This is a genomic window from Microbacterium sp. NPDC077391, assembly GCF_040686955.1.
Taxonomy (GTDB): domain Bacteria; phylum Actinomycetota; class Actinomycetes; order Actinomycetales; family Microbacteriaceae; genus Microbacterium; species Microbacterium commune.
Genome location: NZ_JBFBMI010000003.1, coordinates 268,608 through 290,342 on the forward strand (window position 1 = coordinate 268,608; position 21,735 = coordinate 290,342).

Here is a 21,735-nt window from a genome sequence, read left to right on the forward strand (position 1 = left end):
GGCATGACTGACGTACTGCCCTCCGGCCTTGCCGTCTCCGAGTTCAGCTCCGACATCCGTCCGCAGGACGACCTCTACCGCCACGTCAACGGCGCGTGGCTCGAGGCCGCCGAGATCCCCGCCGACAAGGCGCGCTGGGGCTCGTTCCACATGCTCGCCGAACAGGCCGAGAAAGACGTCCGCGAGATCATCGTCGAGTCGCAGGATGCCGCTGAGGGCACCCTCGAGCGCAAGGTCGGCGACCTGTTCCGCAGCTTCATGGACACCGACCGCATCGCCGAGGTCGGCCTCGCGCCCCTGCGGGCAGAGCTGGCGAAGGTCGACGCGATCGACAGCATCCCGTCGTTCCTGCAGACGATCGGCGAGCTCGACCGCAACGGCGTCGCCGCGCTGATCGGCGTATTCATCGAGCCCGATCCGGGCAACCCCGAGCGCTACGTGCCCTTCGCCGTGCAGGCCGGTCTCTCGCTGCCCGACGAGAGCTACTACCGCCTCGACAGCTTCGAGGCGATGCGTGCCGCATACCGTGCGCACCTCGAGCGCCTCCTCGCCCTCGCCACGATCGAAGACCCGGCAGGCCAGGCGGACCGCGCCTTCGGCCTCGAGCATGAGATCGCCGGACACCACTGGGACAACGTCGCATCCCGCGACGCGGTGAAGACGTACAACCTCAAGACGTGGGACGAGTTCCAGACGCTCGTCGGCGTCGACCTCGCACCCTGGCGGGATGCCGTGGCGACCGCTAACCCGAGCGCATTCGACGAACTCGTCGTCTATCAGCCGAGCTTCTTCGAGGGTCTCGGCACCCTGCTCATCCCCGAGCGTCTCGACGACTGGAAGGCGTGGCTGCGAGCCAAGGTCGTGCACGGCATGTCCTCGTACCTCACCGACGACTTCATCGACGAGAACTTCTCGTTCTACGGCACCGAGCTCACCGGCACCCCGTCGATCCGCGAGCGCTGGAAGCGCGGCGTCTCGCTCGTCGAGGGGTCGCTGGGCGACGCCGTCGGGCGGATCTACGTCGAGCGGCACTTCCCGGCCGAGTCCAAGGCAGCAATGGACGAGCTGGTCGCCAACCTCATCGAGGCGTACCGGCAGAGCATCCAGAAGCTCGACTGGATGAGCCCCGAGACGCGCGAGAAGGCGCTCGCCAAGCTCGACACCTTCCGCCCGAAGATCGGCCACCCCGACGTGTGGCGCGACTACGACGGCGTCGACATCGATCCGACCGACCTTGTCGGCAACGCCCGCCGCGCGACGGTCTTCGAGCACGACCGACAGGTCGCGAAGGTCGGCAAGCCCATCGACCGCGACGAGTGGTTCATGCCGCCGCAGATGGTCAACGCGTACTACAACCCGCTGATGAACGAGATCGTCTTCCCCGCCGCGATCCTGCAGTACCCGTTCTTCGACCCGAAGCGCGACGCGGCGGCGAACTACGGCGGGATCGGCGCGGTCATCGGGCACGAGATCGGTCACGGCTTCGACGATCAGGGCAGCCGCTACGACGGCGACGGCCGACTGCAGGACTGGTGGACGGATGCCGATCGCGCCGCGTTCGAAGAGCGCACCAAGGCCCTGATCGCCCAGTACGACGCGCTCGTGCCCGTGGGCCTGAGCGAGGAGAATCACGTCAACGGGGCCCTGACCATCGGTGAGAACATCGGAGACCTCGGCGGTCTCGGCATCGCGCTGAAGGCCTACGAGCTCTCGCTCGCCGGCGAGGAGGCGCCGGTGATCGACGGCTACACGGGCGTGCAGCGCCTGCTGCTGTCGTGGGCGCAGGTGTGGCAGCAGAAGAGCCGCGACGCCGAGACGATCCGTCTGCTGACGATCGACCCGCACTCGCCCAACGAGTTCCGCTGCAACCAGATCCTCAGCAACATCGACGCGTTCTACGACGCGTTCGATGTGACGGAGGGCGACCGGCTGCACCTGCCGGCGGAGCAGCGGGTCACCATCTGGTGAGACCGGGGTCACCCGGCCGGAGGGTGCGGGTTACGATGGCCGGGGCGCGGCCGACAGGACGTCGTGCTGAGCGCCGGCCGGAATCGCCTTCTCTCGGATAGGACATCGCGCGTGGTCTCGTCGCCCGCCCCCGAACCGTCCTCCGGTGTGCCCTCAGCCCGCCGGCGAACGCGACGCGGCGTAGGGCGCGTTCCCCGTCGCGCGGCCGCCGGACGTCGCTCGTTCGCGTCGAGCCTGCGCCGTCTCGAGGAGCTGGCGCAGAGCGGAGCGCAGGTGTCGGTGCACGTCGTCGAGCTCGACTCGGGGCGCGTCGTGCTGAGCGGAGACGACCACGTCCCGCTGCCGATCGCGGGGCTCGGCATCGTTCCGGTTCTGGTCGAGACCGCCGCGGGCTTCGCGTCTCGCGCGCTCGACCCGCTGCGGATCATCGACCGTCCCGACGATCACGTCGCCGGCTCGGGGCTGTGGCGGCACCTTCGCGCGCCCGCTCTTCCGCTGGTCGACCTGGCTGTGCTGGCCGCTGCTGCCGGAGACCCCAACGCCGCCAACGCTCTGCTCGACGCCGTCGGGCACGAGCATGTCCGGGCGCGGATGGTGTCCCTCGGGATGCCGCGCAGCGCCGTGCTCGATCTGTTCCGCGACGTGCGCGGGCCCGATGACGCCCCGCACGTCGCGGTCGGCACGACGCGCGAGTTCGCGACGCTGTTCGCCGGGCTCGTCGACTCCCGCGCGGTGGACGCGGCCGTCAGCGCCCAGGTCGCCGAGTGGCTCAGTCTGAACCAGGATCTCAGCCTCGTGGCATCCGCGACCGGACTGGACCCGTTCGCGCACGACGATGACGCGCACGGTCTGCTGTTCATCAACAAGACCGGCCGCGATCGCGGGGTGCGCGCCGAGGCGGGGGTGCTCGTCGGACCGCGCACGGGCGTCGCCTACGCCCTGACGGTGTGCTTCGACGACCTTTCGATCAGCCACCGGCTGCGCGCGCACGACGCGTTCCGCGTGCTCGGCACCGACCTCATGGAGTTCACCCACTGATCCCCCGGCGAATCAGCCGGGCAGCGCGGGGTGCGCTTCCGACGCCGGATGCCTGGGGATGAGGAAGGTCAGCGCGAAGCCGATCACCCCGGCGACGATCGACAGCCAGAAGCACACCTCGAAGGCCTCCCGGATCGGGATCGCGCGGCCGCCGACTTCGATGCTCATCGAGGCGAGCACCGCACCCATCACGGCCGACGCCGTCGAGGTGCCCACCGATCGGAACAGAGCGTTGAGCCCGTTCGACGCGCCCGTCTCGTGCGCGGGGACGGCGCGCATGATGATCATCGGCATGGCGGCGAAGGCGAACCCGATGCCGATGCCGATCAGCACATTGGCGACGACGAAATGCCAGATCTCGGTCGACCAGATCAGCACGAAGGCGTAGGCGAGCACGATCGCGGCGGTGCCGACGGTGAACAGCGGGCGCGGTCCGACGGTGCGCTCCAGCCATCCCGACAGGGGCGAGATGAACATCATCATGACGCCCGAGATGGCGACGATCATCGCCGCGGTGAACATGTCCAGCCCCAGGCCGGATCCGGTCTCGCGCGGCAGCTCGAGCATCTGCGGAAACGTCACGTTCGACGAGAACAGGGCGAAGCCCATGCCGATCGCGGCGATGTTCGTGAAGAGCACGGCGGGGCGAGCGGCGACGCGCAGATCGAGCAGCGGCTCCTTGGCCTTCAGCTGGTACCAGCCCCAGACGGCCAGCACCACGAGTCCGCCGATCAGGCACACCAGCGCGAAGGGAGATGTCCAGCCCCACTCCGCTCCGCGCGAGACGTACAGCAGCAGCCCGGTGAGCCCCGCGGCGAGCCCCAGAGCGCCGATGACATCGAGGCGTCCGGGTGCGAGCAGCACGTCATCGGGCACGACGAGCATCACCAGCACCAGCCCGATCACCCCGAGCCCGGCGGCGAGCCAGAACAGGGCGTGCCAGTCGGCGTTCTCGGCGACGAACGCCGCCACCGGCATCCCCACCGCCCCGCCGACGCCCATAGTCGCGCTCATCAGCGCGACCGCGGTGCCGAGTCGTTCGGGCGGCAGCACATCGCGCATGATCGCTATGCCGAGCGGCACCACCCCGGTCGTCGCGCCCTGCAGCGCGCGGCCGATGATCACACCGACGATCGACGTCGACAGGGCGGCCACGATCGAGCCGATCGCCAGCAGAACCAGCAGCGCGATCACGACACGGCGTTTGCCGTACATGTCGCCCAGGCGGCCCGAGATGGGGGTCGCCACGGCCGCGACCAGCAGGGTGATCGTGACCACCCAGCTGGTGTCTTCGCGTGAGGCGTTCAGCAGCCTCGGCAGCTCGGCCTGCAGCGGCACGACGAGAGTGAACATGAACGCCGAGCACAGGCCGACGAAGGCCAGCACGGCGATGATCGCCCCGCGGGGAGGGGTGCGGGAGAGCCGCTTTCTCGCTCTGTCATCCGCATCGTCCACCGATAGAGGTTATCGGCTCGCAGGGACGCCGGCTCCGGATGCCGGTCAGCTGACGCCCTTCATGAGCTTCAGCACCGGCTTCACCGACACGAACAGCCCCGCGCCGACCGCGATCGCGATCAGGCCGAGCACGGTGAAGTACGGTGCCTCGTTCTGCGGGTCGTAGAACTGCACGAGCCATCCCGAGATCGCCGTGCCCAGCGAGACCGAGAGGAAGAACAGCGCCACCATCTGCGTCTGGAACCGCGCCGGTGCGAGCTTGGTCGCCGCCGACAGCCCGATCGGCGAGAGCAGCAGCTCGGCGACGGTGAACACGAACAGGATGCCGACGATCGCCAGCAGCGGAGTGGAGCCCTCACCGCCGTTCGCGAACGGCAGGAACAGCAGGAAGGCCACGCCCATCAGCGCGGTGCCCAGGGCGAACTTCACCGGGGTGGACGGCTGCCGGGTGCCGAGGCGGGTCCACAGCGCGGCGAAGAGGCCCGAGAAGATGATGATGAACACCGGGTTGATCGACTGCACCCACGACACCGGCATCTCCAGCCCGAAGATCGAGCGGTCGAGGCGCTTGTCGCTGTACACCGTCAGCACGGTGAACTGCTGCTGGTAGAGCGACCAGAACGCGACGCTCGTGATGAACAGCGGCACGAACGCCCACACCCGCGAGCGCTCCGTCGAGTCGACGTGCCGGCTCGAGAGGATCACCGTGAAGTAGGCGATGGTCGCCCCGAGCGCGCACAGGATGACGATGCCGGCCAGGTTGTCGACGCGGATCACGCCGGTGAGCACGAGCGCGACGATCACAACGACCGCGCCGACCGCGACGCCGCCGAACAGCGGGTAGCGGCTGCGCGGCAGCGGATTCGGAACCTCGCGCGCAACAGCCGGCAGCTCTTTGCGGCCGAAGCTGTACTGGATGAGGCCGGCCGTCATCCCGACCGCGGCGAGACCGAAGCCCCAGTGGAAGCCGACGGACTTCTGCAGCAGGCCCGTGAGCAGCGGACCGAAGAACGAGCCGAGGTTGATGCCGAGGTAGAAGAGCGAGAACCCGGCATCGCGTCGCGTGTCGTCTGCGGAGTACAGGGTGCCGACGACCGCCGTCGCGTTGGCCTTCAGGCCGCCCGAGCCGAGCGCCACGAGCACCAGCCCGACAGCCACACCGGCGACACCCGGGATCAGCGCCAGCGCGAGGTGCCCCGCGACGATGACGATCGCGCTGCCGAACAGCACACGCTCCGAGCCGAACAGACGGTCGGCGAGCCACGCGCCGAGAATGGTCGAGAGGTACACCGACCCGCCGTACGCGCCCACGATGCCGCCCGCGACTGCCTCGTCGAGTCCCAGCCCGCCCTTCGTCACGCTGAAGTACAGGTAGATCAGCAGGATGCCCTGCATGCCGTAGAAGCTGAACCGCTCCCACATCTCGACGCCGAACAGGTGGGCCAGCGCGCGCGGCTGACCGAGGAACTGCTTGTGTGACGCCGTGCTGTCGGTCGCGGATTCTGGGAAAGGCATCCATCCAGATTACGCGCGCGCCCGTTCGGGCACCGGGGCTCGTCAGCGCACTGGGCGCCGTGCTCGCAGCAGTCCGACCACTCCGGCGACGAGGATCGCCGCGGCCACGACCAGAGCAGTGACCCCGATCGGCGTGCTCTCCGGCGCGCCGCTCAGCCGTCCGATCGCCGCCCACACCAGACCCCACGAGGTGGCCAGAGCGGGAGCGAGGCGGCGAGTGACGAATGCGCTCGCCGCACCGATGACGGCGACCACGACGAGGACGCCGATGCCCCAGGCATCCGCCTGCTCGGCCAGATCGCCCGGAAGCGTCTGCGTCAGCCATGCCGCGGTGTTCGCGACCGTCGCGATCGTCACCCAGCCGAAGTGCAGGCCCTGCACGCCGTCGAACAGGGTCAGCTCGAGCGAGCCGGATGCCCGGTCGCGTCCGAGCAGGACGATGATGCGCGCCAGCACGGCGAGCAGCGCGGCGATGACGATCACGGTGGCCACGAGGTTCAGGTAGCGGGCGGTCACCAGCCAGAGACCGTTGAGCACCATCGAAGCCGCCACCCACCAGCCGACCGCACGCTGGCGGGTGCTGTCGCGCTGCCCTGGCAGGGCCTGCCAGATCGTGTACGCCGCCAGCCCGAGGTAGATGACCGACCAGATCGCGAACGCCGGCCCCGCCGGCGCGAGGTACGAGCCCTCAGCCGACAGCGCGCCGTTCTGCAGCTCCGCCACCGACTCTCCGCCGAATGCGCCACCGCCGACGGCCGCTCCGATCAGCATGAACACCGCCGCGGCGATGACGGTCGACTGCCTCACGATGTCGCGTCCGGTGCTGTTCATGGCCACGACCATACTCGTCGTAGGCGAGCAGCTAGCCAGGGTTGACAAGTCCGAGGGCGGCGGCGACGCCTTCCCGGCGCGTCGAGCGCCCCGGTACGCTGGCATCGTGCGCACGATTCGAGATCTCGACACCGTTGAACTGATCATCGACGCCCAGGAACTGCTGGACTCGATCCGTGGCGAGAACCGCGTCATCGACGCCGGCACCCTGCGGGCCCTGCAGCACTCGGGCAACTACGTCGTCGGGCTCTTCGACGACAGTGAGGGCGCAGAGCGGATGGTGGGCGCCTCGATCGCCTTCTTCGGTGAGCCCGCACGGCGCACCATGCACTCGCACATCACCGCGCTGCTGCCCGAGTATCGGGGACGCGGCTGGGGGCGCGAGCTCAAGGAGCACCAGCGGCAGTGGGCGTTCTCGCGAGAGGTCGGGCGCATCACCTGGACCTACGATCCGCTCGTCGGCCGCAACGCGCACTTCTTCCTCACTGTGCTCGGAGCGCGGGTCAGCGGCTACTCGGTGAACCGCTACGGCATCTTCGGCGGCGGTGACGCGGGAGATGAGAGCGACCGGCTCGACGTGGAGTGGGCGCTGGCCGACATCGCCAAGCCGCCGGCATCCGACGCCGTGGTCGCCACTCTCGAGATCCCCTCCGACGTCGAGGCGATGCGGGTCAGCGATCCCGACGCCGCACACGAATGGCGTCTGCGCCTGCGTGGCGGGATGGAGGAGCTGCTGGGCCGGGGATTGCGCATCGCCGGCTTCGACGACGAGCGCGGCTACCTGTTCACCGAGTAGGCGGCAGCACGAAGGCCCCGGTGTCGCCGGGGTTGACCGCGACCTCCCAGCGGAACCCGTCGGGGTCGGCGAAGTACCCCGAGTACCCACCCCACACCCGCCGCCGCGCGCGGGAGACGCGCGCTCCCAGCGCCTCGACCTCGGTGAGCACGGCATCGACCTCGGCCTCGGTCGCGAGATTGTGCGCGAGGGTGACGGGCGCGATCCCGGATGCCGGCGCCTCGCCGATCTCGGCGGTGAAGCCGGCCACGCTCCACAGCGACAGGATGACCCGCTCCGCGACGGGGAACATGATTACCTCGTCGGACTCGAAGATCGGCTGCCAGCCGAGGCCGTCGACGTAGAACGCGCGGGTGCGGGGCACGTCGGCCACGGCGAGGGTGATGAAGCTCACGCGCTGCTGCATGCCTCCAGCATCCACCCGGCACCCGACGTACCGGAAGGGCGTCGCGGGTAGGATTGGGATGCCCGTGTTCACGGGCTCCTCACCCGCAGCATCCGACCATTGGAGCCACCGTGGCCGAACAGTCCCGTCTTGACAAGGTCATCGCCCTCGCCCGCCACCGCGGGTTCGTTTTCCAAGCGGGTGAGATCTACGGCGGCTCGCGTTCGGCATGGGATTACGGCCCCCTCGGCACCGAGCTGAAGGAGAACATCCGTCGGCAGTGGTGGCAGACCTTCGTGCGTGGGCGCGGCGACATGGTCGGCCTGGATTCGTCGATCATCCTGCCCAAGCGCGTGTGGGAGGCATCGGGTCACGTCGCGACCTTCTCTGACCCGCTCGTCGAGTGCCTGCAGTGCCACAAGCGCCACCGCGAAGACCACCTGATCGAGGCGTTCGTCGCCAAGAAGGGCCGTCAGCCCGAGAACGGCATGGCCGACATCGCCTGCCCCGACTGCGGAACCCGCGGCCGGTGGACCGAGCCGAAGTCGTTCTCCGGTCTTGTGAAGACCTACCTGGGCGTCGTCGACGACGAGTCGGGTCTGCACTACATGCGCCCCGAGACGGCGCAGGGCATCTTCGTGAACTTCTCGAACGTGCTCACCGCATCGCGCAAGAAGCCGCCGTTCGGCATCGGCCAGGTCGGCAAGGCGTTCCGCAACGAGATCACCCCCGGGAACTTCATCTTCCGCACCCGCGAGTTCGAGCAGATGGAGATCGAGTACTTCGTGCCGCCCGCCGAGGCGAAGGAGTGGTTCGACCACTGGGTCGAGGCGTGCTGGAACTGGTTCGTCGACCTGGGGGTGAACCCCGAGAACATGCGTCAGTTCGACGTTCCGGAGGATGAGCGCGCGCACTACTCGGCGGGCACCATCGACTTCGAGTACCGCTTCGGGTTCCAGGGCTCGGAGTGGGGCGAGCTGATGGGCGTGGCGAACCGCACCGACTACGACCTGTCCTCGCACAGCGAGGCGTCGGGCCAGTCGCTGACGTACTTCGACCAGGCATCCGGAGAGCGCTACACGCCCTACGTGATCGAGCCGTCGTTCGGCCTCACCCGCGCCATGATGGCCTTCCTCGTCGACGCGTACGAAGAGGAGGAGGTGCCGAACGCCAAGGGTGGCACCGACACCCGCACGGTGCTCAGGCTCGACCCGCGGCTGGCTCCGGTCAAGGTGGCCGTGCTGCCCCTCTCGCGCAACGAACGACTCTCGCCGCTGGCGCGGGAGGTGGCTGACACCCTGCGCGGCCGCTGGACCGTCGACTTCGACGATGCCGGCGCCATCGGCCGCCGCTACCGCCGTCAGGACGAGGTCGGCACCCCGTTCTGTGTCACCGTCGACTTCGACTCGCTCGACGACAACGCCGTCACGGTGCGCGACCGCGACACGATGGGCCAGGAGCGCGTGCCGCTCGAGAACCTCGAGGCGTACCTGTCCGAGCGCCTGCGCGGCGCCTGATGACATCATGACGGAGCCCCGACTCACATAGGTGAATCGGGGCTCCGTCGTCTCAGCGCCTGATCAGAAGTCTTCGCCCTCGGCCTGCGACGGGTGACGGTCGAACCAGTAGGGGCGGCCGATGTGCAGCAGTGCGTCGGTGTCGATGAGGTCGTTCTCGCGGTCCATGTTCGTGGCTCCTTCGCGCGGATGTGGATGGCTTGCTTCCAGCCTCGACGAGAGAACGCCTTCTCGCGCGACCTCTCGTGCGAAAGAATCCCCGTTCCTTCCCTCTCGATAAGACCCCCCGTCCACCCCACCCCACACCCACCGCCTTCCGGTATGAGTTCGTGCCGCCGGGAGCGGGTCCAGGCGGCACGAACTCATACCGGAGCGAGAAGCGGTTGCGTCAGGGGCGGGTTATGCGCAGCGTGCGCACCTCGAAGGGCTTCAGTGCCAGGGCGGTGCCGGTGCGCGCGTTCTCGAGGTCGTCCTCGATCAGGCTCACCTCGCGGACGCCGGTGTGCTCGAACCCGATCGACAGCTCGCCCTGCGTGCGGCGGCCGAGCGACTCGTAGACGCGCACGATCACGTCGCCCGAGCGGTCGTCGGCGAGCTTCACCGACGACACGATGATTCCCGTGCCGGTCACCGAGACCAGCGGGTCGACCTCGTTCGCGCCGCGCACGAGCGTCGTCGGCGCGTTGAGCCTGATGCCCTCCGCCGTCGCGATCTCGGCATCCGCTCCGATCACCAGACCCACTTCGATCTCGTGGCGGCCGTGGTCGGTGTCAGGGTCGGGGAAGCGCGGAGCACGCAGCAGGGACAGGCGCACGGTGGTCGTCACGTCGTCGCCGTCCACGTCACGCGAGGTGTCGTAGCCGTAGATCGAGTCGTTGATCAGGGCGGCGCCGAAGCCGTCGTCCTCCTGGGCCAGCACGAACCGGTGCATCGAGGTCTCGAACTTCGCCGCCTCCCAGCTCGTGTTCACGTGCGTGACGCGGCGCTGGAAGCCGAACTGCGTCTCGGCCAGAGTCTCCCGCGCGAAGATGTCGAGCGGGAAGGCGAGCTTGAGCAGCTTCTCGGTCTCGTGCCAGTCGATGTCGTTGCGCAGCATGACCGTGCGCGAGTCCGCTGCGAGCACGATCGTCTGCGCGATGGTCGACTGCGAGAACTCGCGGACGACCTTCACGACGGCGGCCCCGTCGACGACGGATGCCGAGACGGATGAGGCGCCGGTGAGATCGTCGACGCGGTTCTTGTAGTAGCGATCGATGTCCCACGCATCCCACATGTTCGGGAAGTCCTGGTGCAGCTGGAACAGGTTCGCGGGCTTTCCTGCGGGGATGGTCTCGCGGCCGGTGGCCCTGTCGATCGCCGAGGTGATCAGGCCCGACGCCGAGACCGTGACCACGACGAGGTCGTTCTCGAGAACGTAGCCGTCCGCGGTCTCCGCGAGCGAGGCGGATGCCTGAGGGCGCGCGAGCTCGGCGGCGCCGAGCTCGCGACCGTCGCCCACCGAGGTCGGTGTGAACACGAGGGCGCGATCGCCGTCGCCCGCGAGAGCCTGGCGTGCCGCGGCTGACAGCTGCTCCGCATCCGCCAGCACCTGCGAGAGCACCTCGACGGCCTCACGATGCACCCACGCGATCGACGTGCCGGGCAGGATGTCGTGGAACTCGTGCAGCAGCACGAGCTGCCACAGCCGGTCGAACTCGTCGTACGGGTACTCCGCGTCCAACTGCACGGCGGCGGTCGCCGCCCACAGCTCGGCCTCGATGAGCGCCTGCTCGGCCCAGCGGTGCAGCGCCTTGGTGGCGTGCTGGCTGGTGAGCGTGCCGCGGTGCAGCTCGAGGTACAGCTCGCCGACCCAGACGGCCGGGTCGGTCATCTCGGCCTTGGCATCGTCGAAGAAGGCATCCGGATGCTTCCATTCGACCTTCGCCGAACCCTCGAGATCAGCCAGACGCAACGCCTTGCCGGTCATCTCGCGGGTCGTGCCGCCGCCGCCGTCGCCCCAGCCGACCGGGGCGATCGACATGGTGGCGACGCGGTTCTCCTTGAACTGGCGCGAGGCCTTGGCGACCTCCATGCCGGAGAGCTGGGAGTTGTAGGTGTCCATCGACGGGAAGTGCGTGAACATCCGCGACCCGTCGATGCCCTCCCACAGGAAGCTGTGGTGCGGGAACACGTTGCGCTGGTTCCACGAGATCTTCTGCGTGAAGAACCACTCGAACCCGGCCCGACGCATCAGCTGCGGCAGGGCGGGGGAGTAGCCGAAGCTGTCGGGCAGCCAGACGCCCTTCGACCGGATGCCGAACTCGCGCTCGAAGAAGCGCTGGCCGTGCGAAAACTGGCGCACGAGTGACTCGCCGGTCGGCATCACCGTGTCGGACTCGACCCACATGCCGCCCAGCGGCAGGAAGCGGCCGTCCGCGACGGCGGCCTTCACCCGCTCGAAGACCTCGGGACGGTGCTCCTTGATCCACGCGTACTGCTGGGCGCTGGACATGCCGTAGAGGAACTCGGACTGCTCGTCGATGAGCGCTGTCATCGACGAGGTGGTGCGGGCGACCTTGCGGATCGTCTCGCGCACCGGCCACAGCCAGGCCGAGTCGATATGCGCGTGGCCGATCGCGGCGATGCGATGCGCGCTGGCGTCGGCGGGAGATGCCAGCACATCGGCCAGTTGCGCGCGGGCGTCGCCGGCGGTATCGACGATGCGCTGCAGGTCGAGTGCATCCAGTGCGTTGTCGAGTGCCTGCAGGATGCGCATGCGGCGCGGGCTCGTCTCGGGCAGCTCGGCCTGCAGCTCGATCAGCACCTCGAGGTCGAGCGAGAGGTCGAACACCTCCGGCTCGAAGACCGCGAGGTCCATGTGGCGCACACGGTACAGCGGCTCGGGGGAGGAGGTGCGGATGTCGCCATCCTGCGTGGGCAGGAAGGGGTGGTAGTCGAGCAGCACGGGGTTGGCCGCGCCTTCGAGCAAGAGCTCGACGGTGTGCCCGGCGACGGCGTCGATCGGGACCCACTGGTTGCGGGGGTTGATGCTCTTCACGGGCGTGCCGTCGGGGCGGTAGACGAGCGCCTCGCACTGGAAGCCGGGCATGTTGATGTCGAAGCCGAGGTCGATGAGCGCCTCGACCTTCTTGCCGCCCCACTCGGCGGGAACCTCTCCGCGCACGCGGAACCAGGTGGTGCCCCAGGCCGGGCCCCACATAGCGCCGGCGGTGAACGGCTGGAAGTCGAGGGCGAGTCCCTCGGCGGGGGCGATGGGCTCGCCGGGCAGCTGGTGCGCGGCGATCTCGAGCGGCACCCGGGCCGAGTGGATGGCGGGACGGACGCGCTCGGTGAGCACCCGGTTGACGCGTCCGACGGTGAGCGAACTGTCATCGTGCACGGAGACTCCTCTGCGGTGCGGAACGCGGCGATGGTCAGACGACGGTGTTGTTCGACGAGCAGGTGGCGACCGGCTGCGAGAGATCCGGATGCACCAGCTCGGTGATCCCGCGGGATGCCAGCACGCGGGCATCCGCAGCCTGCGTCGACGTCACGAAGGCCGGGTCGACGCCGCTCTCGCAGGCCTGCACCCACGCCTCGAAGATCGGCCCGCCGGGCGCGAGGGCGCCGCGGCTGACCGGGGTGTCATCGTCATCGACCTCGATGACGATGCCCAGCTCGCGGGGCACCCGCGGACCGCGCTCGCGCAGCTCCGGGATGATCTCGGCGAAGCGCCGACCGATCGGCTTGGCCGCACCTGACTGGTCGATCAGGCCGAGGGAGTACTCCAGCTCGGGGAAGTCCACGAGCGAGCGGCTGACGTCGTGCGAGCACCACCATGTGACGCCCCAGAGGTCATCGGTGCGGGCGGCGTTTCGCACGGTCGCCTCGAGGAAGCCGGGCGTCTCGTCGTCGGTGAGGCAGTTCGAGGGGGCGCCGACCTCCTGCAGCCACGTGCGGCGCCGCGGGTCGGTGGCGAACGCGCGCGACACCTCGATCATGTACTCCGCGTGGCGGTCGGATGCTGCGGAGCGGCCGCCGTACCGCTGTGCGGTGCCGTTGAAGATCCAGGAGTGCACGGTGGTCATGGCGCCCAGGCGTGCCGCGAGGGCGGGGGTGAAGCCGTGCCCGTCGAGGTACCAGGCGGCGTCGTACTCGCTGTGCACGTGCTCCTGGTCGGGAGCGCTCGACTCGGCCGCGTCGAGCAGTGTGGTGATCCAGTTCGCCGCCTCGGCGGTGGTCACCGGCCACGGAGAGGGGTGCACCGACGCGGAGAACTGATTGGTCTCGTTGCCGGTGGTGAATCCGAGGAAGTTCTTCGCATCGCCGAGCGACTCGGCAAGCCGCTCGACGAGCGCGACCTGCCCGCTCAGTGCGTCGGGGTGCGTGAACATGTTCTTGTCGTGCCAGGTGTACAGCCACGAGGGGATGAAGTCGAAGCTCGACAGATGCCCCTGGATCACGTCGACGCTGACGTCGAGCCCGAACTCCGCGCCCACGTCGACGACGGCGCGCACGTCGGCCACCGCCTCGACGCGGATCAGCGAGCGATTCGGCTGCAGCACGGTCCACAGCGGAAAGATCCGCACATGGTCGAGACCGAGATCGGCGAGGCCGGCGAAGTCCCGGCCGACGTCGTCGAGGTTCAGCGAGAGCCAGGAGTGCATCCAGTTCGTGGAGGGCGTGTAGTTCGCCCCGAAGCGGAGGGGCGCAGCGCCCGCAGCCGTGGTGGACATCGCTGTCCTTCCTTCATGGCCGGTCAGAGGTCGAGCACCCTCTGACGCGTGGTCGTCACGATTCTGTCGAGCGTATCCCACCACCGTGCGCCGCTGCGGTGCGTCGGTTACCCGAGTTGCGTCCCCATAGAATCTTCTGAAGCACACTCGGAAGGACGCCATGAGCGAGACCGTCAAGAAGCACCAGGACTACAACCCCGGACCGCGGGTGGGAATCACCTTCTCCACCTTCGACCTGCTGCACGCCGGGCACATCATGATGCTCGCCGAGGCCAAGCGGCAGTGCGACTACCTGATCTGCGGTCTGCAGATGGACCCGACGCTCGACCGCCCCGAGAAGAACGCTCCGACGCAGACCGTCGTCGAGCGTTACATCCAGCTGCGCGGCTGCGAGTACGTCGACGAGATCGTCCCTTACTCCACCGAGCAGGACCTCGAAGACATCCTGCGCTCGTTCAAGCTCGACGTGCGCATCGTCGGAGACGAGTACGAGGAGCGCGACTTCACCGGCCGCAGCTACTGCGAGGAGGCGGGCATCGAGCTGTACTTCAACAGCCGCAACCATCGCTTCTCGAGCTCGGGCCTGCGCAAGATCGTCGCCGCGAAGGAAGCCGAGCGCCTCGCCCGCGGCTGACATCGCGCGCCGGGCGACGCCGAGCCGAGGCTCAACTCACTACGGTGAGCTGCATTCCCTCGCTGCCGCCGGACTCCGCCCAGGCGAGCGAGCGGGTCAGGATGCCTCGCAGCACGTCCAGGTCGATCTGCTCGAGATCTTTGATGTACAGGCATCCGGCTCCCGACGCGTGCGGGCCGAGGTGCGCGAGTTCCTCGGCATGAGCGTCCACACCGTCCAGCAGGTAGATCGTCGTCGCCGTCTTGCGAGGCGCGAAGGCGAGCAGACCGGTGTCGCCCTCGGTGCCGGTGGGGTAGCGGTAGTGCACCTGACCGAAGCCGATGATCGTGCCCCAGGTCGCGGGCGCGCGGCCCGAGATCTTCTGCATCAGGGCGGTCAGCGTCTCGGCATCCCGCCGCCGGATCGCGGGAGCCGACCGGGCGATCAGACCCGCGACGTCGTCGCCGGTCGGCCTCACGCCTTTCCCGCCTTGGCGGCCGCCTTCATCGCCTTCTTGTGCTCGCGCACCTTGGTCAGCGACTCGGGCGAGACGATGTCGGCGACACTGCGGAACGCCTCCGGTTCGCCGTAGGGAGCGGATGCCTCACGCCAGCCCGCACCGGTGAAGCCGTACTGCTTGCCGAGCAGGGCGAGGAAGATCTTCGCCTTCTGCTCGCCGAAACCCGGGAGCTTCTTGAGCCGCTTGAGCACCTCGGGCCCGTCGGGGTCGCCGTCGGTCCAGAGCGCCGAGGCGTCTCCGCCCCACTCGTCCACGAGCGTCTGGCAGAGCGCCTGCACGCGCGCGGCCATGGAGCCCGGGAAACGGTGCACGGCCGGCGTCTGCTTGAACGCCTCGAGGAAGGCATCCGGATCCATCCCCGCGATCGCGGCGGCGTCGGCGGCTCCGGTGCGCTGCTCTATCTTCAGCGGCCCGGCGAATGCCGTTTCCATCGGCACCTGCTGGTCGAGCAGCATCCCGACCAGCAGCGCCAGCGGGTTGTTCGTGAGCAGATCGTCGGCGGCGGTGTCTCCGGTGATGTGAAGGGCCATGCCCCCAGTGTTGCATCCCCGCACTGCCCGCATGGATCGGCTGTCCCAGCCTTGCGCATGTAAACCATAGGTTGACGCGCATGCGAACTGTCTCTATGGTCTGAGAGATGGCCGATCAGTCCCCGGGTGATGAGATTCCGTTGTCCGCACTCGCGGCAACGGTCGAGGAGGCACGAGCGGTTGGCGTCCCGGTCGATGACGCCGCTGCGATCCGGCAAGCCGATCAACTGGTGCGTCGGTCGCAGGCACGGCTGGTCGATCTCGTCGTCGCGACGCGTGCCGCCGGGGTCTCGTGGCAGGCGATCGGCGATGCGCTCGGCGTGAGCCGACAAGCCGCGTTCAAGCGGTTCGGAGGTGCGGTTGCGCGCCCCCAGAAGGAGATGGAGATGGGTGAGCAGATGATCGACCTCATGGATCGAACTCGCGCGGTGTTCGAACGCCTGGATGCGGGCGACTACGAAGCAGTGCGAACGCAGATGACCTACACCTGCGCCCGCACGCTCAGCAAGCGGAAGATCCAGGGAGTGTGGAATCAGGTCGTCGCCGAGACAGGACGGCTCGAGTCGCCCAGTGACCTCACGGTGCAGACTCCCGACGGCGCGAACGCGCTCAGCAAGTTCGCCAACAGGGTGCTCGCGAGCGGCGCGATCGTACAGGCGACGCTGCGTCACGAGGCGGGCGAATGGATCGGCCGGGTCGCCTACAACGGTTCTGGCAAGATCACTGGTCTCTTGATCGCCCCTCCGGGATCCCGCAACCTGCCGTTCTAGGCGGCCTCGCCGGCACGGCGCGAGGCAGCGAGGCCGGCGAGCCGGCGCCGCGCGAAATCCTGCGCACGAGGTCCGGAGCCTAGCGATCTCTCGGCCACGGCGAGCACGATTCGAGTCGCGGTCACAACCGGGAGAACACTGCGACGAACACCCAGCATGCGGCGGTAGTGACGGGGGATCGTGGCCACGGCCGCGGCGAACAGCACGCGGTAGGCGATGCCCATGGTGCCGGTGAACGGCGGGCGTCGCAGGAACGCCACGATGTCGCGGGTGCGTTCGTCTGCGCGCAGCTCGCCGCGCTCGAGGAATCCGCGCAGTCGCTTCCGCAGCTCCGCCTCGCTCGTGGGCGGATCGGGCACCCGCATCAGGCGCCCGGCGATCGCCCATTCGGCGACATACGCGTCTGCCCCGCCCGGAATCGGCCCTCCCCACACCTCATGCGCCGTGAGGAACGCGTCGGCGAAAGCGAGGTGCACCCATTCGACGAGGTCCGCGGAGGAGGCGCTGTACTCTCGCTCCGTGCCGTCTCCCGCGGTGTACTCGCCGGTGACTCTGCGGTGCAGTCGAGCCACCCGTCCCGTCTCGCGCTCCGCCTGCTCGCGCGACCCGTAGGTCACGCTCAGCACCCACCGCACCGTGCCGTTGAGGCGGGAGATGGGGTCTTCACGGTAGCGCGAGAAGTCGTGGACCCCCGCCATCGCGCCGGGATGCAGAGCTTGGATCAGCAGCGCCCGGATGCCGGCGACGAGCGTTCCCATGCCCGCGTGCACCGTCCACGCGGCACCGCCGTCGGCGAACCAGCCCTCGTCATCGCCTTCGGCGAGCTCGCGGACCCACCTCGGGGTCCCGTCCGGGTCACCGCTGAGCGCGGTGAGCAGTCGCGCTCGCAGGGGTGTGCGCTGCGTCATGCTCTCAGCGTCGCACGTCTCAGGCGGTGAGGCGCGCGATCAGGCGGTGGCCGATGCCGATGCCGCGTCGGAATCGGCGCTCAGCCCGTACAGCGTCTCGAGCGCCGCGTGGAACTCGTCGGCACGGCCCTCGGCGGCGAGCTCGTGAGCGCGCGTGGTCGGGGTGTGCAGCAGCACACCGGCGAGGTGGCGCATGGCCTGTTCGACGCGGCCGTTCTCGTCGCCGCGGCGTCGGGCACGGTCGATCTCCGCCTCGAGCAGACCGAAGATGTGGGTGCGCAGCGCCACGACCGCGGGGGTCACGCTCTGACGCGAGCCGTCGAGGTGGAAGCTCTCCGCAGCCTCGCGCACGACGTGACGCGCGGCATCGGTCGCGTGCAGCTCCTCGAGCGGGGCGTGCAGGCGGATGGTCTCGAGGTCGAGCAGCGCGACGCCTTCGAGCTGCGCGACGGCGGGGTCGACGTTGCGCGGCATGCCGAGGTCGATGACGAGCTGCGAGTGGGTGCCGACCGGGCATCCGGCAGCGGCATCCGGGCGACGCTCGAACTGCGCAGGCCCCAGCACCATCTCGGCGGAGGTGCAGGTGATCAGCAGCGACGCGTGCTGCGCGACGCTCGCGTAATCGGCGATGGCGACCGGACGGATGCCGTGCTTCTGGGCGAACGGCACAGCGCGGCCCGACGGCGAGTAGACCGAGATGTCGACGGCGCCGCGCTCGCGCAGCGAGGCGAGCGTGACGGCGGCGTACGAACCGGTGCCGACGAGCAGCACGCGCTGGGTGCTCCAGTCGGCGATGCGGCTGTCGGCGAGTTCGAGCGAAAGGCGCACGAGCGAGCGGCCGGCACGGTGCAGAGCGGTGACGTTCTTCACCTTGCGCTGGGCCTGGCTGGCCCGCTGGAACAGACGCTCGAGCTGGGGGGAGGTGGTGCCCTGCTCACGCGCACCGCTGAGGGCGCGGCGCACCTGACCGGCGATCTCACCCTCGCCCGACACGACCGACTCGAGACCGGAGGCGACGGCGAACAGGTGCTCTGCCACGTGGGAGTCTTCGACCACCTGGTACGAGCCGTCGAGGTCTGCCGAGGGGATGCCGGTGGCCTGCGCGACCGTCTCGATGACCGCCTCCGAGTCCACCTCCTCGGCCTCGACGTAGGCTTCGAATCGGTTGCAGGTGGCGAGCACGACGGCTCCCTGCACACCCGCAGCCATCAGGCTGGGGGCGACGGTCTCGGGCTGGCGGCTGAGGCGTTCGAGCAGTTCGAAAGAGGCGGTCTTGTGACTCGCCGTCACGCAGAGCAGCACCCGACAAGTCTACGTCGCGTTGCTGTGGGAGGCATCCAAGGGCGACCTAACCCGACATCCGACCCCACCGCACGCATAGGCACGCGGTGCGAGGATGGCGGCATGAGTGATCTGCTGCGCGCGCTCGCCGACGAGGCCCCCGAGCGCACCCCCGTCTGGTTCATGCGTCAGGCCGGGCGGTCGCTGCCCGAGTACCGCGAGCTGCGGGTCGGCACCCGGATGCTGGATGCCTGCCTCACCCCCGACCTGGCATCCGAGATCACCCTGCAGCCGGTGCGCCGGCACAAGGTGGACGCCGCGGTGTTCTTCAGCGACATCGTGATCCCGCTGCGCCTGGCAGGAGTCGAGGTCGAGATCGAACCCGGCCGCGGTCCGGTGTTCGCCAACCCGGTGCGCACCGCTGACGATGTCGCACGCATCACGCAGATCGACCCCGCCGACCTCGACGGCACCGCCGTGGCCGAGGCCGTGCGCCTGACCGTCGCCGAGCTGGGCGACACCCCGCTGATCGGCTTCGCCGGTGCGCCGTTCACCCTCGCCGCGTACCTGATCGAGGGCGGTCCCTCGAAGGAGCACCTGCGCGCTCGCGCCATGATGCACGCCGACCCCGAGGCGTGGAACGCGCTGGCCGGATGGCTCTCGCGCATCTCGCGTCGCTTCCTCGAGATCCAGCGCGACGCGGGCGCCTCGGTCGTGCAGCTGTTCGACTCGTGGGCCGGCTCGCTGAGCACGGCCGACTACCGCGCGCACATCGCCCCTCATTCGAAGGCGGCACTCGAGGGGATCGGGCTGCCGAGCATCCACTTCGGCGTCGGCACCGGCCCCTTCCTCGCCGACATGCGGCTGGACGGCGTTGCGGATGCCGTGGGCGTCGACTGGCGGATGCCGCTCGACGAGGCGATCCGCATCGTCGGCCCCGACACGGCTGTGCAGGGCAACATCGATCCCGCGATGCTGCAGGCGCCGTGGCCGGTGCTCGAGGCACACGTCCGCGATGTCGTCGCTCGCGGACGCGGGGCGAAGGGGCACATCCTGAACCTCGGACACGGTGTCCCGCCCGAGACCGACCCCGATCAGCTCACCCGCATCGTGCAGCTCGCGCACGGCGAGCTCTGACCCGGATCGAGTCCGACCCGCCGGGCCCGCTCGGTCCCGCCGGTGCCGCCGGTCCCGCCGGTCTCGCCGGGGCCCGGTCGGGTGCTCGCAAGCCCTCCGGCCCGGCCTTCGCAGCCCGCGCGGCTCCCTCGGGTCATGCACGGCGGCGTCGGGCATCCGGTGCATAGCCCCCGGTGGAAGAATCGGGGCATGACCTCCGAGCATTCCCCCGAACTCGCCGCGCGAGCGGCGCAGCAGCACGTCGTCGTCGTCGGCGGCGGGATCGGCGGCCTGGTCGCCGCCCGCGAATGCGCGAAGGTCGGCATGCGCGTGACCCTGCTGGAAGCCGCTGACGCGCTGGGCGGCAGCATCCGCACCGCCGATCTCGACGGCATCCTCGTCGACGCCGGTGCCGAGAGCTTCGCCACCCGCGGTGGACACGTGAAGGCGCTGGTCGACGAGCTCGGCCTCGCCGACCAGGTCGTGCCGCCGCAAGGCGGCGGAGCATGGCTGAGCGGCATCCCGGATGCCCCGGACGCACCCCTTCCCAAGGGGAGCCTGCTCGGCATCCCGGCGAACCCCTTCCAGGACGACGTGCGTCGCATCATCGGGTGGCGCGGCGCGTGGCGGGCATACGTCGACCGGTTGCGGCCGCCGCTGACCATCGGGCACGAGCGCAGCCTCGGCAAGCTGGTCAGCACGCGGATGGGCGATCGGGTCCGCGACCGTCTCGTCGCCCCGGTGACGGCGGGCGTGTACTCGGCCGATCCCGACGAGGTCGACACCGACGTCGCGGCGCCCGGTCTCAACGCCGCGCTCACCCGCATCGGGTCGCTGACCGGAGCGGTCGGCCTGCTCGCGGCCGAGCGCAAGGGCACCGCGCCGGGGTCTGCGGTGCTCGGGCTGGTCGGTGGCATGGGCCGTCTGGTCGAGGCGCTGCGCGCCGACCTCGTCGCGTACGGGGCCGACATCCGCACCGGCACAAGCGTGATTCGCCTCGAGCGCGACGGCGCGGACTGGACGGTCGCGATCGAGTCGGCGCAGGGCGAGCATCCGGATGCCGAGGGTGAGGCGTCGCTGCGCGCCACCGGCGTCATCGTGGCCACCGCCGAGCCCTCCGCGCGTGAGCTCGTCGACACGCACGTCGCCGGCCTCGGCGATGCCGGCGACGCTCCGGAGATCGAGATCGTCACGCTGCTGCTGGACGCCCCCGAGCTCGACTCCGCCCCCCGCGGCAGCGGTGTGCTCACCGTGCCGGGCAGTCACACGGCCAAGGCGCTCACTCACTCCACCGCGAAGTGGGGCTGGCTGCGCGAGGCCGCCGCGGGCCGCCACCTCGTGCGGGTGTCGTTCGGCAGCCAGGGCGAGCCGGCGGCGACGGCCGACCTCGACGACGACGCGGCCGCCGCGCTGGCGCTGTCCGAGGCATCCGCTCTGCTCGGCGTCACTCTGCACCCCACCCAGCTGCTCGCCGCTCACCGCGCACGGTACGTGCAGGCTCAGCCGACTTCGCTGATCGGGGCCACCGAGCGGCGAGCGGCGGTCCGCCAGGCGGTGACCGCCACACGCGGCCTGGGAGTGGTGGGTGCGTGGGTGGCCGGCACCGGGCTCGCGCAGGTGGTTCCGGATGCCGTGGCCGAGGCCGATCGGCTGCGCGCGAGCCTGCTCTGGGACTGATCGGATGCCCGCTCCGCGGCCGACCCGTTACATCCAACCCGCCTTCGGCGCAAGGGTAGATGCCGAACGAGGAATATGTGGTTACCCTGGAACGCGAAAG

At 69.5% G+C, this 21,735-nt stretch carries 18 protein-coding genes; 8 read left to right on the top strand and 10 right to left on the bottom strand.

All coding sequences use genetic code 11. The annotated features are described in order from the left end of the window. Positions 1–3: 3 nt before the first annotated feature. On the top strand, positions 4–1,968 hold the full coding sequence (locus tag AB0O65_RS09495; RefSeq protein WP_363384451.1) for a M13-type metalloendopeptidase: 1,965 nt from the start codon (positions 4–6) through the stop codon (positions 1,966–1,968). A 147-nt stretch (positions 1,969–2,115) separates the two neighbouring features. Continuing rightward, entirely contained in the window at positions 2,116–3,006 is an 891-nt protein-coding gene (locus tag AB0O65_RS09500) for a serine hydrolase (RefSeq protein ID WP_363384453.1), read from the top strand. A gap of 12 nt (positions 3,007–3,018) precedes the next feature. On the opposite strand, the gene AB0O65_RS09505 is transcribed toward AB0O65_RS09500, so the two are convergent. Genes AB0O65_RS09505 through AB0O65_RS09515 form a run of 3 tightly spaced genes read right to left on the bottom strand, consistent with a single transcriptional unit; the run spans position 3,019 to position 6,807 of the window. Beyond that, positions 3,019–4,461, bottom strand: coding sequence for an MFS transporter (locus AB0O65_RS09505; protein ID WP_363384456.1), 1,443 nt, complete (start codon positions 4,459–4,461; stop codon positions 3,019–3,021). A gap of 45 nt (positions 4,462–4,506) precedes the next feature. Beyond that, on the bottom strand, positions 4,507–5,976 hold the full coding sequence (locus AB0O65_RS09510; RefSeq protein WP_363384459.1) for a peptide MFS transporter: 1,470 nt from the start codon (positions 5,974–5,976) through the stop codon (positions 4,507–4,509). Positions 5,977–6,018: 42 nt separating this feature from the next. After that, positions 6,019–6,807, bottom strand: coding sequence for a TspO/MBR family protein (locus AB0O65_RS09515; RefSeq protein WP_363384462.1), 789 nt, complete (start codon positions 6,805–6,807; stop codon positions 6,019–6,021). Between the two features lie 106 nt (positions 6,808–6,913). On the opposite strand from AB0O65_RS09515, the gene AB0O65_RS09520 reads away from it, so the two are divergent. Continuing rightward, entirely contained in the window at positions 6,914–7,603 is a 690-nt protein-coding gene (locus AB0O65_RS09520) for a GNAT family N-acetyltransferase (RefSeq protein ID WP_363384465.1), read from the top strand. On the opposite strand, the gene AB0O65_RS09525 is transcribed toward AB0O65_RS09520, so the two are convergent. Then, positions 7,593–8,009: a VOC family protein gene (locus AB0O65_RS09525; RefSeq protein WP_363384468.1), complete on the bottom strand. Its 417-nt coding sequence runs from the start codon at positions 8,007–8,009 to the stop codon at positions 7,593–7,595. The genes AB0O65_RS09520 and AB0O65_RS09525 overlap by 11 nt on opposite strands. A gap of 110 nt (positions 8,010–8,119) precedes the next feature. Between AB0O65_RS09525 and AB0O65_RS09530 the strand changes: the two genes are divergently transcribed. Then, entirely contained in the window at positions 8,120–9,505 is a 1,386-nt protein-coding gene (locus tag AB0O65_RS09530) for a glycine--tRNA ligase (RefSeq protein WP_071642058.1), read from the top strand. 388 nt (positions 9,506–9,893) lie between these two features. Here AB0O65_RS09530 and AB0O65_RS09535 read toward each other — a convergent pair whose 3' ends face one another. Both AB0O65_RS09535 and AB0O65_RS09540 read right to left on the bottom strand, forming a co-directional pair. After that, positions 9,894–12,884 carry a glycoside hydrolase family 38 C-terminal domain-containing protein gene (locus AB0O65_RS09535; RefSeq protein WP_363384472.1) on the bottom strand — a complete coding sequence of 997 codons (2,991 nt, stop codon included), beginning with the start codon at positions 12,882–12,884 and terminating at the stop codon, positions 9,894–9,896. Between the two features lie 34 nt (positions 12,885–12,918). Beyond that, positions 12,919–14,220, bottom strand: coding sequence for a glycosyl hydrolase (locus AB0O65_RS09540; RefSeq protein ID WP_363384475.1), 1,302 nt, complete (start codon positions 14,218–14,220; stop codon positions 12,919–12,921). Between the two features lie 160 nt (positions 14,221–14,380). Here AB0O65_RS09540 and AB0O65_RS09545 point away from each other — a divergent pair, with 160 nt between their 5' ends. Beyond that, complete coding sequence (locus AB0O65_RS09545; protein ID WP_071642064.1) at positions 14,381–14,854, top strand: adenylyltransferase/cytidyltransferase family protein; 474 nt, start codon at positions 14,381–14,383, stop codon at positions 14,852–14,854. A gap of 31 nt (positions 14,855–14,885) precedes the next feature. Here the strand turns inward: AB0O65_RS09545 and AB0O65_RS09550 are convergent, their stop codons facing one another. Both AB0O65_RS09550 and AB0O65_RS09555 read right to left on the bottom strand, forming a co-directional pair. Continuing rightward, entirely contained in the window at positions 14,886–15,311 is a 426-nt protein-coding gene (locus AB0O65_RS09550) for a DUF1801 domain-containing protein (protein WP_313479476.1), read from the bottom strand. Further along, entirely contained in the window at positions 15,308–15,883 is a 576-nt protein-coding gene (locus AB0O65_RS09555; protein ID WP_313479478.1) for an HhH-GPD-type base excision DNA repair protein, read from the bottom strand. The genes AB0O65_RS09550 and AB0O65_RS09555 overlap by 4 nt, the downstream gene beginning before the upstream one ends. 107 nt (positions 15,884–15,990) lie before the next feature. Here AB0O65_RS09555 and AB0O65_RS09560 point away from each other — a divergent pair, with 107 nt between their 5' ends. Then, positions 15,991–16,653: a hypothetical protein gene (locus tag AB0O65_RS09560; protein ID WP_191712536.1), complete on the top strand. Its 663-nt coding sequence runs from the start codon at positions 15,991–15,993 to the stop codon at positions 16,651–16,653. Here AB0O65_RS09560 and AB0O65_RS09565 read toward each other — a convergent pair. Beyond that, positions 16,650–17,561: an oxygenase MpaB family protein gene (locus AB0O65_RS09565; RefSeq protein WP_363384480.1), complete on the bottom strand. Its 912-nt coding sequence runs from the start codon at positions 17,559–17,561 to the stop codon at positions 16,650–16,652. The genes AB0O65_RS09560 and AB0O65_RS09565 overlap by 4 nt on opposite strands. Before the next feature lie 39 nt (positions 17,562–17,600). After that, positions 17,601–18,863 carry a glutamyl-tRNA reductase gene (locus tag AB0O65_RS09570; RefSeq protein ID WP_363384483.1) on the bottom strand — a complete coding sequence of 421 codons (1,263 nt, stop codon included), beginning with the start codon at positions 18,861–18,863 and terminating at the stop codon, positions 17,601–17,603. Positions 18,864–18,965: 102 nt separating this feature from the next. Here AB0O65_RS09570 and hemE point away from each other — a divergent pair, with 102 nt between their 5' ends. Next, the gene (hemE, locus tag AB0O65_RS09575) at positions 18,966–19,979 is read left to right on the top strand and encodes a uroporphyrinogen decarboxylase (protein WP_363384486.1); all 1,014 of its coding nucleotides are present in this window, start codon (positions 18,966–18,968) and stop codon (positions 19,977–19,979) included. 189 nt (positions 19,980–20,168) lie between these two features. Further along, positions 20,169–21,635, top strand: coding sequence for a protoporphyrinogen oxidase (gene hemG, locus AB0O65_RS09580; RefSeq protein ID WP_363384489.1), 1,467 nt, complete (start codon positions 20,169–20,171; stop codon positions 21,633–21,635). Positions 21,636–21,735: the final 100 nt, after the last annotated feature.